At 66.1% G+C, this 12,573-nt stretch carries 14 protein-coding genes; 7 read left to right on the top strand and 7 right to left on the bottom strand.

What is annotated here, in order from left to right; all coding sequences use genetic code 11:
* Positions 1-4 precede the first annotated feature (4 nt).
* Positions 5-853 carry a presqualene diphosphate synthase HpnD gene (gene hpnD / locus HWY45_RS08440; RefSeq protein WP_059565005.1) on the bottom strand — a complete coding sequence of 283 codons (849 nt, stop codon included), beginning with the start codon at positions 851-853 and terminating at the stop codon, positions 5-7.
* 256 nt (positions 854-1,109) lie between these two features.
* Positions 1,110-1,442, bottom strand: coding sequence for a hypothetical protein (locus HWY45_RS08445; RefSeq protein ID WP_059565004.1), 333 nt, complete (start codon positions 1,440-1,442; stop codon positions 1,110-1,112).
* Between the two features lie 198 nt (positions 1,443-1,640).
* Between HWY45_RS08445 and HWY45_RS08450 the strand changes: the two genes are divergently transcribed.
* Positions 1,641-2,537, top strand: coding sequence for an alpha/beta fold hydrolase (locus tag HWY45_RS08450; protein WP_059565150.1), 897 nt, complete (start codon positions 1,641-1,643; stop codon positions 2,535-2,537).
* 8 nt (positions 2,538-2,545) lie between these two features.
* Here HWY45_RS08450 and HWY45_RS08455 read toward each other — a convergent pair whose 3' ends face one another.
* Genes HWY45_RS08455 through HWY45_RS08465 form a run of 3 tightly spaced genes read right to left on the bottom strand, consistent with a single transcriptional unit; the run spans position 2,546 to position 4,510 of the window.
* Entirely contained in the window at positions 2,546-3,484 is a 939-nt protein-coding gene (locus HWY45_RS08455; RefSeq protein ID WP_059565003.1) for a sensor domain-containing diguanylate cyclase, read from the bottom strand.
* Positions 3,481-4,149, bottom strand: a complete 669-nt coding sequence (locus tag HWY45_RS08460) for a chemotaxis protein CheC (protein ID WP_059810784.1) — start codon at positions 4,147-4,149, stop codon at positions 3,481-3,483. Before HWY45_RS08460 ends, HWY45_RS08455 begins: the two co-directional genes overlap by 4 nt.
* Positions 4,142-4,510, bottom strand: a complete 369-nt coding sequence (locus tag HWY45_RS08465) for a response regulator (RefSeq protein ID WP_026044369.1) — start codon at positions 4,508-4,510, stop codon at positions 4,142-4,144. The genes HWY45_RS08460 and HWY45_RS08465 overlap by 8 nt, the downstream gene beginning before the upstream one ends.
* 71 nt (positions 4,511-4,581) lie before the next feature.
* Between HWY45_RS08465 and HWY45_RS08470 the strand changes: the two genes are divergently transcribed.
* Positions 4,582-4,872 (top strand): hypothetical protein, encoded by a 291-nt coding sequence (locus HWY45_RS08470; RefSeq protein ID WP_155628747.1) that lies wholly within the window; start codon positions 4,582-4,584, stop codon positions 4,870-4,872.
* Positions 4,873-4,984: 112 nt separating this feature from the next.
* The gene (locus HWY45_RS08475; protein WP_059879098.1) at positions 4,985-7,249 is read left to right on the top strand and encodes a hybrid sensor histidine kinase/response regulator; all 2,265 of its coding nucleotides are present in this window, start codon (positions 4,985-4,987) and stop codon (positions 7,247-7,249) included.
* 33 nt (positions 7,250-7,282) lie between these two features.
* On the opposite strand, the gene HWY45_RS08480 is transcribed toward HWY45_RS08475, so the two are convergent.
* Positions 7,283-7,837, bottom strand: a complete 555-nt coding sequence (locus tag HWY45_RS08480; protein WP_059810782.1) for an NADPH-dependent FMN reductase — start codon at positions 7,835-7,837, stop codon at positions 7,283-7,285.
* A 363-nt stretch (positions 7,838-8,200) separates the two neighbouring features.
* On the opposite strand from HWY45_RS08480, the gene HWY45_RS08485 reads away from it, so the two are divergent.
* The gene (locus tag HWY45_RS08485; protein WP_059564999.1) at positions 8,201-8,797 is read left to right on the top strand and encodes an RNA polymerase factor sigma-70; all 597 of its coding nucleotides are present in this window, start codon (positions 8,201-8,203) and stop codon (positions 8,795-8,797) included.
* Positions 8,778-8,969, top strand: a complete 192-nt coding sequence (locus tag HWY45_RS08490) for a zf-HC2 domain-containing protein (protein ID WP_059879095.1) — start codon at positions 8,778-8,780, stop codon at positions 8,967-8,969. Before HWY45_RS08485 ends, HWY45_RS08490 begins: the two co-directional genes overlap by 20 nt.
* Positions 8,970-9,061: 92 nt before the next feature.
* Here HWY45_RS08490 and arsC read toward each other — a convergent pair whose 3' ends face one another.
* Positions 9,062-9,418, bottom strand: coding sequence for an arsenate reductase (glutaredoxin) (gene arsC / locus HWY45_RS08495; RefSeq protein WP_059879092.1), 357 nt, complete (start codon positions 9,416-9,418; stop codon positions 9,062-9,064).
* A 1,372-nt stretch (positions 9,419-10,790) separates the two neighbouring features.
* Here arsC and parA point away from each other — a divergent pair.
* Both parA and HWY45_RS08505 read left to right on the top strand, forming a co-directional pair.
* Entirely contained in the window at positions 10,791-11,453 is a 663-nt protein-coding gene (gene parA, locus HWY45_RS08500; RefSeq protein ID WP_059564996.1) for a ParA family partition ATPase, read from the top strand.
* Between the two features lie 23 nt (positions 11,454-11,476).
* Positions 11,477-12,544: a ParB/RepB/Spo0J family partition protein gene (locus tag HWY45_RS08505; protein ID WP_059810779.1), complete on the top strand. Its 1,068-nt coding sequence runs from the start codon at positions 11,477-11,479 to the stop codon at positions 12,542-12,544.
* Positions 12,545-12,573 lie beyond the last annotated feature (29 nt).

The following is a 12,573-nucleotide window of genomic DNA, read 5'->3' on the forward strand; positions in this document are numbered from 1 at the left end:
GGGCTCAGAACAGCGCGTACCGCGCGGCGATCATCAGCATGCGCGCCTTCGGCTTGCGGATCGGCGCGCGCGGCGCGGCGAAGCCGCGTGCGACCGCCGCCTCGAGAATGCAGCGATAGGCGCCGGACATGATGCGCGGCGCCTTCACCTGCGCACGCGGGCACGTGTCCATCACCGCGTCCGCCTGGCGGAAATGCTCGAGCGCGCGCTCGACGAGCGTCGCGCACACGCGCGGCAGCGCCGCTTCGCGCGCGATCGTCGCCGGGTCGGTGATCGCGATGCCCTCGCGCGCGAGCAGTTCGCGCGGCAGGTAGCAGCGGTGGATCGCCGCGTCGTCGTCGATGTCGCGCAGGATGTTGGTCAGCTGCAGCGCGCGGCCGAGATGGTGCGACAGCGCGATCCCCTCGGCTTCCGGCATCCCGAAAATCCTCACCGACAGGCGGCCGGCCGCGCTCGCGACGCGGTCGCAGTACAGGTCGAGCGTCGGCTCGTCGGGCGCGCAGATGTCTTCGGCGGCATCCATCGCCATGCCGTCGATCATCGCGTGGAAATCGGCGCGCTGCAGGTTGAACGCGTGGATCTCGCGCGTGAGCGCGACGAGATGGCGCGGCGGCTGGCCGGCAAAGCACGCGTCGATGTCCGCGCGCCAGCGCGCGAGGCCCGCGGCGCGCTCGGCGCGCGGCAGGTCGCTGTCGGCGATGTCGTCGACCGCGCGGCAGAACGCGTACACCTGGAACATCGCGTCGCGTTGCGTCGCCGGCAGGATGCGCATCGCAAGATAAAAGGAACTGCCCGATGTGACGGCAGCGGCGTCGGTTTCTTGTTCGTCCACGACGGGATTGGAAACGGCCAAGACGAGCTCCACGGAGACGCCCACGCGGGGCGATTGAAGAAGCCATGCCCGGCTGGGATGGTAAGGGCGTCAAATGCGTGCGAGATGTGCGAACGTTCGACGCAGACAGGCACAAATTACCGGCCGGAAGCCGGAATTGGGCGAAAGTATAGCAATCTTTGAAGGTCGATGGCTGCGCACGGCCGCATCGCGTGGCCCCGCGCCCATGCGCGCGCCGGTGGGCCGCGAAGGCCCGCCGCGCATGGGCTGCGCGCCGCTAGCCGTAGACGATGTCGCGCTGCAGGTCGAGCGCGATGAGCCCCATTTCGCGCGTCAGCTGGAGCATCGCGCGTCGCTCCAGGCGCGAGCCCATGAAGCTCGTCACGCGGCCGTCCGGCTCCGCGGTGAACTGGAACACCGCGCCGCCCGAGCCGAACCACGCGCCCGGCACGTCGTCGGATTCGTGCCAGTCGATCTGCGCGAACACGCGCGCGATGCCGGCGCGCACCGCGTCGCCCGCGCCGATCGGCGGCGCGACGTCGCCCAGGTCGTCGAGGGAATAGGGGCCGGGCTTGTCCGGTTTCCGGTAGAAAAGATAGTCGACGTTCATGGGGCGCGATCGGATCAAAGTGCAAAGTTAGCGCGATCTGCTGCGAATTTAAATCAGATCGGGACGAATTGTGGCCTGCGCGACACATCGGGGGACACATGGCTCCCGGCTGCGCGTGCTTCCGGCCGGCCACCGCCGCTTGGGCCCGCGCCCGTTCGTCTAAGATGACGCTTTATCCCAATAACGCATACCGACCTCATGGAGACGACCGTGACCGCCGCGTCCCCCGCATCCCCGCAGTCCGCCCACCCCGTATTCGTGCTCGTGCACGGCGCATGGCACGGCGCGTGGTGCTTCGAGCACGTGATGACCGCGCTGGCCGAGCGCGGCCACCTCGCGATCGCGCGCGACCTGCCCGCGCACGGGATCCACGCCCGCTTTCCCGCGTCGTACTTCAAGCGTCCGCTCGACCGGGAGGCGTTCGGCACCGAGCCGTCGCCGGTCGCGAACACGACGCTCGACGATTATGCGTCGCAGGTGATGCAGGCGATCGACGACGCGTATGCGCTCGGCCACGGCAAGGTCGTGCTGGTCGGACACAGCATGGGCGGCATCGCGATCACGGCGGCCGCCGAGCGGATGCCCGAGAAGATCGCGAAGGTCGTCTACCTGGCGGCGTTCATGCCCGCGTCGGGCGTGCCGGGCCTCGACTACGTGCGCGCGCCGGAAAACCAGGGCGAGATGCTCGGCAAGCTGATGCTCGCGAGCCCGCGCGCCGCGGGCGCGCTGCGCATCGATCCGCGCAGCGACGACGACGCGTATCGCGAGACGGCCAGGCGCGCGCTGTGCGACGACGTCCCGCAGGCGGAATACGAGGCGATCGCGAACCTGATGAGCTGCGACGTGCCGGCCGCGCCGTTCGCGACGGCCGTGCCGACGACCCCCGCAGGCTGGGGCGCGATCGACCGCCACTACATCAAATGCCTGCAGGACCACGTGATCCTGCCCGCGCTGCAGCAGCGCTTCATCGACGAAGCCGACGCGTTCACGCCGGACAACCCGACGCACGTGCATCAGCTCGACAGCAGCCACTCGCCGTTCGTGTCGCAGCCGGCGGTGCTGGCCGGCGTGCTGGCGGACATCGCGAAGAGCTGAGGCCCGCGCTACGCGTACGCGACCGACCGGTCGCGGCCGAGCCGCTTCGCGCGATACAGCGCGGCGTCGGCCTCGTTGACGAGCACCTCGCAGGTCTGCGCGCCCGCATGCGCGCTCGCGCCGCCGACACTCGCCGTGACCGGCACGCGCACGCCCTCCGCGTCGACCGGCGCGCCGCCGATCGCGCAGCGCACCTTCTCCGCGACGAGCATCGCTTCGGCGAGATCGGTGCACGGCAGCAGCAGCGCGAACTCCTCGCCGCCGAAACGGCAGAACGTGTCCTGCGCGCGCACGATGCCCGCGACGCGCTGCGCCATCTCGCGCAGCACCGCGTCGCCCACCGCGTGGCCGAACCGGTCGTTGATCGTCTTGAAGTGGTCGAGATCGAACAGCAGCACCGACAGGTCGCCGCCGTAGCGCTGCCAGCGCGCGAATTCGTCGCGCAGCCGCGACTCGAAGAAACGCCGGTTCGCGATGCCGGTGAGGCCATCGCAGTTCGCGTGCTCGCGCAGCTTCGCGACGGCTTCCTCGCGTTCGCGCTGCATCACGCTCACATGCGTGACGTCCGAGATCGTCACGCACACGGCCTCGACCTCGCGCCCGCGCGTGAGCGGCATGAACGTGCAGTCCTGCTGCATGAAGTCGACGCCGCCGGTGATCGGCCGGTCGTGCTCGAAGCGGAACAGGTAGGGCCGCTGCTCCCATGAGCTGAACGCGAAGCTGCCGAGCTGGAACACGCTCTCGAGCTTGCGCGCGAGCCACGCGCGCGGCAGGTCCGGAAAGCAGTCGAACAGGTTGCGGCCGATCACGTCGTCGGCAGGGACGCCGCTGTGGTCCTGCATGAAGCGGTTCCACATCAGCACGTTCATCGCGCGGTCGAGCACGAACAGGCCGAAGCCGACCCGTTCGATCACGAGGTCGCTCAGCGAAGCGGGGCGGGCAGTCATAGTGCGGACAGCAACGCGTCGAGCGCGTCGCCCATCAAACGAATCGAGTCTTCGGCCATCAGCATCACGAAATGGGCGCGGAAGCCGTCGTCCTCGAGGCCGAAATTCACTTCCAGCAGCAGCGCGACGCTCCACGCGAGCACCGTGGGCTGGAACACGTCGTCGAACGACACGTTCGCCCCCAGCAGCCCCGGCGGAAAGAACACCGGCGTGCGGCCGAGCTCGTCGAGGATCGATGCGACGCATGCGCCCATCAGCACGTTCGCGACGTCGAACACGAGTTCGTCCTGGCTCGACGTGTCGCCGCGCGCGCCGGCAGTATCGTCGTCATCGTGTGCGCGGGCGCCCGGCGCACCGTCGCCGAAGGTGTGATCGACGAGCGACGCAAGCCGGGTGACGCTCGACGTGCGGCAAAGCACGAGCGCCTCGCCCTTGATGTCGGAACGAAAACCCTGGCGCACGGCCGTCACGTTCTCGTGAATGCCCGTCATGTCGCGCAGCGCGTTGCCGGCATCGGCCGCCTGCACGACGCGCACGCGCGGCACCGACAGCTCGATGAAGCGGCCGAGCAGCGACGCGAGCCGCGCAGCGGCACGGCCCATCGCGAGGTTGGCGATTTCCTGCAACGCGTCGCGTTGCTCCGCCGTGAACACCGAGTCAGGCATACAACCCATACTCCTTGAGAATGGGCAGCAACGCCTCCGACGTCACGGGCTTCGCGACGAACGCGATCGCACCCAGCTCGCGCACGCGCTCGCGCGCCTGCGGCTGGATATCAGCGGATACCACGATCACGAACGTGTTCAGATCTTCGTGGCGCAGTGTTTCGAGAACCTGGTAGCCGTTCATGTCCGGCATCGTCAGGTCGAGAAACATCACGGAAGCCTTGCCGTCACGATAGAGCGCAAGTGCCTCGCGGCCGTTCGCCGCATACGCGATGTCGACGTCCCAGTCCCCCGGTAAGGCCTTTGTCAGCAGCTTGCGAGCGAGCAGCGAATCGTCGGCAATCACAATCGGCAAAGGCATGGCGGCGGAGCGGAATACGGAATGGTCTCTCTCGCGTTAACGACCGTGCGCCGCGTTTCTTTAGGCGCCGAGTGAACGGACGCAAGCTTGCGCCGCCGGGCGGCCACGCAGCGCACGCCGCGGCAAACTTGCACGCGACGGGCTGCGCGCCGGCATCGGCGCGCGCGTATCTGTCATGGAAAGCAAGGCGCGATTCTGTGAGTAAAACCGGGGCGGTGCAACTCGTCATTTTTGCTTTTTCAAACAAAATCGATCCGATCGCGCCCCATTCGGAAAACAGCCGCGACCATTTTTGCGATAAGCACGCAAAATTTTTCCTTGTGTACGTTTGCGCTGCCGGATTCGTCGCGTTTTCAATCTGACAACTTCCTTGGTCGGATTCGTCTGGATTATGCGGGTGCGCGGCGCGGAACGCGGATGCAACTCGTTTATGATGGCAGGCACCTCCAGCCTGCGCTTCGCCCTTTCCCATCCATGACGTCCGACCGGCCTGCCGATTCCCGCGACCCCGCATCCGCCGACGACTGGCAGGACGACGGGACCTACGCGTCCGGCGCGCCCGAGCACGATTTCGCCGTGCGGCGCGTGACGCTGATCGTGCTGCTGATCGCCGCGATCGTGCTGCCGTGCATCTACGTGTCGGTCATGGCGTACAACGACCTGAATGCACGCGAAGCCGCCGCGAGCGACGTGACGATGCGCACCGTGCGCGTGGCGGAGGAACACGCGCTCAAGGTGTTCGACCTCAGCGAGACGCTCGACGCGCGCATCGTCGATCTCGTGCAGGACATGGACGACGCGTCGGTGCGCAAGGACGAATCCGACATCCACGACGCGCTCAACACGATCGGCGGCGGCTACCCGCAGGTCGCGGCCGTGTCGATCTTCGGCGCGAGCGGGATGCTGCTCGCGAACAGCCTCTACTTTCCCGCGCCGTATGCGTCGATCGCGAACCGCGACGACTTCGTCGGCATTCGCGACGGCAAGGTGATCGAACACATCTCGCGCCTGATGATGGGGCCGCTGAAGCTCGAGAACATTCCCGTGTTCAACACGGGGGTCGCGCGTCGCCACAGCGACGGCTCGTTCGCCGGGATGGTGTCGATCGCGCTGAAGTCGTCGTATTTCAATGCGTTCTACCGCGACCTGCTCGGCGGCGCGAAGACGCCGATGACGATGTCGCTCACGCGCACCGACGGCGCCGTGCTCGCGTCGTACCCGCCGCTGCCGGCCGCCGCGCAGGGCGATCACCCGCTTCCGCTGACCGGCGAGCGCAGCGGGCGCACGGGCCTCGCGCGCGTGGGCCACGGCGCGGGCAGCGAGATCGTCGCGTACCGGCAGGTGGGCAGCTATCCGGTCTACGTATCGTGCGCCTACCGCACGTCGGCGATCTGGCGTGAATGGTACGAACACCTGAGCGTGCTGTTCGCGTCGATGTTCGTGCCGTCGTTCGCGCTGTGGTGCGTGATCTGGCTGTCGCTCAAGCGGCTGAAGGCGGAAGAGCAGGCATGGGACCGCTGGCAGGCGGAAGCGTCGATGCGGCGCTCGATCGAATCGGCCTACCGCCAGTCGCGCAAGATGCAGGCGCTCGGCAACCTCGTCGGCAGCGTCGCGCACGACTTCAACAACCTGCTGATGATCATCTCGAGCAACGTGCAGATCGCGCGGCACCGCGGCGTGCAGCACCTCGACACCGAACTCGGCGCGATCGAGCGGGCGCTGAAGAACGGGCAGTCGCTGACGCGCCAGCTGCTCGGCGTCGCGCGCAAGCAGCCGCTGCACAGCGAGACGATCGACGTCGGGCAATGGCTCGGCACCTGCCGCGAACTGATGAAGACGTCGCTCGGCTCGAAGTCGTCGCTGATCGCGGCGGTCGAGCCCGGCGTGTGGCCGATTCGCGTGGACACCGCGGAGCTCGAACTCGCGGTCATCAACCTTGCGGTCAACGCGCGCGACGCGATGCCGACCGGCGGCCGCTTCACGGTCGGCGTGCGCAACGTGACGCTGCGCCGCGAGGACGGCTTTCCGCTGATCGGCGATTTCGTGCAGATCTCGCTCGACGACACCGGCTCGGGGATGGCGCCCGAGGTGCTCGCGCGCGCGTTCGAGCCGCTGTTCACGACGAAGGCGCAGGGGATGGGCACGGGCCTCGGGCTGCCGCAGGTGTTCGCGTTCTGCGAGCGCTCGGGCGGCCTCGCGACGATCGACAGCGCCGTGGGCGCCGGCACGTCGGTGCGGCTCTATCTGCCGCGGGCGAGCGCGCAGGACCTGGTCGTCGCGCGTGCGCCGGCCCCGGTCGCGCCGGCGCACGGCGCCCGGCCGCCGGCTGGCCTGCACGTGCTGCTCGTCGAGGACAACAGCGAAGTCGCCGCGGGCACGGAAGCGCTGATCACGCTGCTGGGGCACCGCGTGACCTACGCGGCGACCGCCGACGACGCGCTGCGGCTCATCGAAGGCGCGCCGGCGGGAGACGGCTTCGATCTCGTGATTTCGGACATTCACATGCCCGGCCAGATGAACGGCATCGATCTCGCCGAGACGCTCGGGCGGCGGCCGGACAAACTGCCCGTCATCCTGGTGACGGGTTATGCGGAGGAGCTCGACCGCACGCGCGGGGTCAACGTGCGCGTGCTGTCGAAGCCGTTCGATATCGCGCTGCTCGACGAGATCCTGCTGGGCATTCGCGACGCGCGGGATGCACGCGATGTGCGGCACGCCGGCGCGCATCACGCGCCGTGAGCGAGCGCCGCTGCGGCGGCGATATCGTCGGGTTCAGGCCGCCTTGTTCAGGCGCACCCACGCGGCGTAACGATCGACGAACCCTTGCAGGAACTTGCGCGTGTCTTCGTTGACGATCTTGCCGTCATCGTCGATGCGGGTCGGGTCGTGCTTGATGAACATTTCCGGCTGGCCGAGCGTCGCGACGTCGAGATACGCGAGCACGTTGCGCAGATGCTGCTGCGACAGCGCCGTGCCGGTCGCGCCCGGCGACGTGCCGAGCACCGCGCCCGGCTTGCCCGCCCACGAATTGGCGCCCCACGGGCGCGAGCCCCAGTCGAGCGCGTTTTTCAGCACGCCCGGAATCGACCGGTTGTATTCCGGCGTGACGAACAGCAGCGCGTCGGCCGCTTCGATCGACTGCTTGAAACGCTTGGCGACTTCCGGGAAATCCGCGTCGTAATCCTGGGAGTAGAGCGGCAGTTCGCCGATCTCGACGAACTCGAACGAGAGATCGGCCGGCGCAAGCGAAATCACTGCGTGCGCGAGCGCACGGTTCCAGGATCCGCGGCGCAGGCTGCCGACGACGACCGCAACACGATATGCCATGACTGTCTCCTTCCGATGGGTGGGGAATCGATACGATTGCTTCGGGACAGGCAGCAAAGGTCTGTTTATAGGCAGGCCAGCCCGTGAACCGTCCCACGGGGCCATCCGGCCGACTTTCCACAAGGTTTTCCACAGAAATTGTGGATAACTTTGCCGGAATGCCCCGCCGTTACACATGCCCGGTCGCGCGATGGCGGGTGCGCGACGCGAGCCTGTCGGCAAGCATAGCGCAGCGCATGGCCGCGTTCGTGAAAATCGTGGCAGAACGTGCGTTGCGGGCCGGCGCCCCGCCCAGTAAGCTGCTGGCACCGTGGCTCGCGCGACCGGCAGCGAGTGCGGCGCCTACCGGAGAGATGCCTGACGATGCCGCCTGTGTATGACGATCCCGCGTATCTTGCGCAGTTGCGGCACGACCTGCTGCGTTTCGCGCGCCTGCAGCTGCGCGACGCCGATGCGGCCGAGGACGCGGTGCAGGAAGCGCTGACGGCCGCCTGGACGCACGCGTCGGAGTTCGCCGGTTTGTCCGCGCACAAGACCTGGGTGTTCGGCATCCTGCGCAACAAGCTGATCGACGTGCTGCGCGCGCGGCAGCGGATGGTGAGCCTGTCCGCGCTCGACGCCGAACTCGACGGCGAATCCGTGCTCGACCGTGAACTCTTCAAGGAAAACGGCCACTGGGCCGCGCACGCGAAACCGCGGCCATGGCCGCGGCCGGAAACGCTGCTGCAGCAGCAGCAATTCTGGATGCTGTTCGAAACCTGCCTGGACCATCTGCCGGAGCAGATCGGGCGCGTGTTCATGATGCGCGAGTTTCTCGATGTCGAAATCGACGACATCTGCACCGAATTGACGTTGACGACGAACCATTGCAGCGTGCTGCTGTACCGCGCGCGTACGCGCCTGCGCACCTGCCTGAGCGAAAAGGGGCTGACGACCGAAGATGCTACCGGGGAAATGTAAGGATGTGACGCGCCTGCTGTCGGATGCGCTCGACCGGCATCTGACGGTGCACGAGCGCGTGCAGGTGCGCGTGCATCTGCCGACCTGCAGCGGCTGCAGGCAGTACCGCGAACAGATTGCGTTGCTGCGGGCGGCGGCAAAGGCCGCGGGCGGGCGGGGGGATGTCGGGTGATGACAGGCCGAAGCGCGGGTGCGGCCGATCGGGTCGCACCTCCGCCGCACATCGATCATCCGGCGCAATAATAAAAATACGCGGAATTCGGCTTATTCGAACAACCCACGCACCGCTTCCGGCGGGCGGCCGATCGCGGCCTTGTTCTTGTATACGACGATGGGGCGCTGCAGCAGGATCGGATGAGCGGCAATCGCCTCGTAGGCTTGCGCGTCGGTCAAATCCTCGCGGGCCAGGCCGAGGGTCTTGTACGGCTCTTCGTTGTCGCGAAGCATGTCACGCACCGGGCGCGCGAGCTGGCGATGCAGCGCCTCCAGTTCCTGAACCGTCGGCGGCGTCTTCAGGTACTCGACGATATTCACGGGCGCGCCGCTCGGATTCAGCGACTCGATAAGCGTCAGCGTCTCGCGAGATTTCGAGCATCGGGGGTTGTGGTAGATCGTGATCATCGTTCCGGCCTGCGTAGTTGGGTCTCGTATTGTAGCCAGTCCGGGCGGGGGGTTGAGCCGGCATGAGGGCAGGGGCGGGGTCGTTGCGATTGCTCGTGAAGGCAGCGTGTGGTTGGGCTGGCTTCGTTGCCGGATAGACTCTGCAATGAAGCTCGTCGGCTATTCTTGACGCTCGCTGCGCAGTTCGGTTTATGCGCATAAATTCGCATCAGAGTCGAGAGCGTCTGAGTCAATGAATCGATCATCCGGGGCGCAGTGCCTCCGGCGGAAGGGCGCTCGTCGACGTCACCTCACGGCGCGGCGCAGTAGCCTGAAGGACTGGCACGCTGCAATTGACGTACCGACAACAGGCAGGTTTATGCGCATAAATCGCGTGAGCGTTGGCGTACTCAATGGGGTGCATTGGGTGCTCAGGTTTCAGTAGCGGCAGGCGCTTCGCGTCGGCCCTTGGTGGCTGCGCCCGCGGCTCGAACGGTTGACGCCACGCGACCGAAGCGTCGCGCCCCACGTTCATTCACGCGCCTTTGTGTCGGCAGATTGGCGGCGTGACAGGCGCCCGCGCCCGGTAGGGGAGTGTGCTTCGGGCATCGGCACATCTTGCGGCATCGTCGCCGACGCCACGCTCCACGCTCCACGCTTCGCGCTTCGCGCTTCGCGCTGAACCGCTGGCAGTTTATGCGCATAAGGCCTGTCCTCATGAGTGCCGTATCGGCCGACCGAACGTAATCGCATCTGGCTGGGTACGCGCATCGGCTACTGATGTGGGCCCCGAATCGTGAGGTGAATGATCATCTCGCCGCGACCGCAGCATCGAACATCCGGTGGTTTATGCGCATAAGCCCTATCGCGCCGCGCATGCCATTACCTCTGCACGCGGACCATGCGCCGGCAAGCCTGCCACGCTGCAGGACCTCCTGCGAATTGCCGCCACGTCTCCGGCGCGATCGCCAATGCATTGGCCGGTTTATGCGCATAAACACCTCGAGGCTGGGCACTTCATCGCACCGTAGATCTTTCGCCACCGCCAACGAAGCGCATCGCCTGATCACGAGCAAGCCGACTCCTTGCACTGGCCATGCGGACACGCACCGAACTCTTGCAAGCATCGTCGTGCGCGTGCTTGGCCCGTCATGCGCCATCGACCGTTGCGAGCCGATTCCTTGTACCGATCATGCGCATACGGATCACACCGAACTCTTGCAATCGTCGTCGCGTGCTCGCTCGGCTCGCGCACCATCGACCGTCGCCACACTCCCGTTTATGCGCATAAACCGCTCGTCCAAACGGCCAACGCGTAGTTGATGAACAACAATTTCATTGAAATATAAATATCGTCCGGTAGAATTCCAACGACCAAAAACAGGAGTGAAAATTGGCCGCGGAAATCATTGCAGTCACTCAACAAAAAGGCGGCGTCGGCAAGAGCACGATCGCCATGCACCTTGGCGCTGCATTTCACGAAAAAGGGAAGCGCGTCCTCGTCGTCGACGCCGACGGTCAAAACACACTGATCCACTGGTCCAGCGCCTCGGGCGACAGCGAAACCGGCATCCCCTTCCCGGTCGTGAACCTTGCCGAAGCGGGTGGCCAGATCCACCGTGAGATCAAGAAGTTCATCAACGACTACGACGTGATCGTCGTGGACTGCCCGCCGTCGATCACCGAGAAAGTGTCCGGCGTCGTCCTGCTGGCCGCATCGATCGCGGTCATTCCAACGTCGTCGTCGCCCGCCGATTACTGGTCGAGCGTCGGGCTGGTCAAGCTGATCCAGCAAGCGCAGGTCATGAACGAAGATCTTCGCGCCGTATTCCTGCTGAACAAGACCGAAGAAAAGCGCATGCTGACCCGCGAGCTGAAGCGGGCCCTCGAAGAGCTCGGCTTCCCGCTGCTCAAGACGCAAATTCCGACGCGGGAAGCGTACAAGCAGGCGATGGCGCTCGGTCAAACCGTCCTGCAGATGAACGATCGCGGCGCGAAGCTCGCCGCCGCGGAAATACGCGCATGCGCCGACGAGATCGTCGCGATGCTGCCCTGACTTTATGCGCACAAAGGACTCGCATGAAACCTTCCCAATTCGCCAAAGGATTCCAAGCGCGACCGGATATGACGACGAGTGAAAAGCGCACGGCCCTCGATCGGCTGAACGCGATCGACGGCCTCGTCAAATCGGAAACGCCTGCACCCGCCACCGCAAAACCCGCGAAGAAAGACACCGTCGCCTCGCCGGCGCCGGACTTCACGCTCGACCCGTCGACCGACGAGTCGCCGCACTATCGTGCGTGGCGCCTCGAGAATCGCTATGCGCCCGGCCAGGTGATCGAGCTGTCGCTGAAGACCATCAAGCACAGCCCGTTCAACCCGCGGCACTTCTATCTGAAGTCGTCGATTGCCGAACTCGCGGTCAACCTTGCGAAGCAAGGCCAGCAGCAGGCGATTCACGTGATCCCCGACTATGACAATCCGGGCACGTATTTCGTCAGCGACGGCGGCCGCCGCGTGCGCGCGCTGAAGGAGGCGAACAAGGAGACGGTGAAGGCGATCGTGATCGATCTGCCGATCGGCATCCAGAGCTACAAGCTCGGCTACGACCTCAACGTCCAGCGCGATTCACAGACCGTGTTCGACAACGCCGTCGTGTGGCGACGCTTCCTCGACGACAAGCACTTCCAGAGTCAAAAGGAACTGGCCGAACATCTCGGGCTCGACGAATCGACGATCGCGGTCGCACTGTCGATCGGCAAGCTGCCGGAATCGATCATGCAGGAAATGGTCGCGCGCCCCGATCGCTTCGGTTCGAACATGGCCTATCAGGTCGGGCGCTATCACAGCGCCCGCGGCACGGATGCGACGCTGCGGCTGATCAACAAGATCGTCTCGGACGACCTGAGCACGCGCCAGGTGTCCGACATCGTGAAAGGCCGGGCCGCGGCCCAGGAATCCCCGAAGCCCGCCAGCCGCCAGCGCTATGCGCAACGGCTCGAGATCAAGCTCGGCGGCACGTCGGTCGGCGATCTGAAGTCCTATGGGGACGACCGCATCGAGCTGCGTTTGCGCGGGCTGCCGAAGGAAAAGCGTGACGCGATCCTCGAGCAACTCGAGCGGATGCTGCTGTCGGATCAAGCGTGATGAGCGGCGGGCGCCCGGCGATGCCGGCG

The sequence above is a fragment of the Burkholderia stagnalis genome (assembly GCF_902830275.1).
Classification (GTDB): Bacteria; Pseudomonadota; Gammaproteobacteria; order Burkholderiales; family Burkholderiaceae; genus Burkholderia; species Burkholderia stagnalis.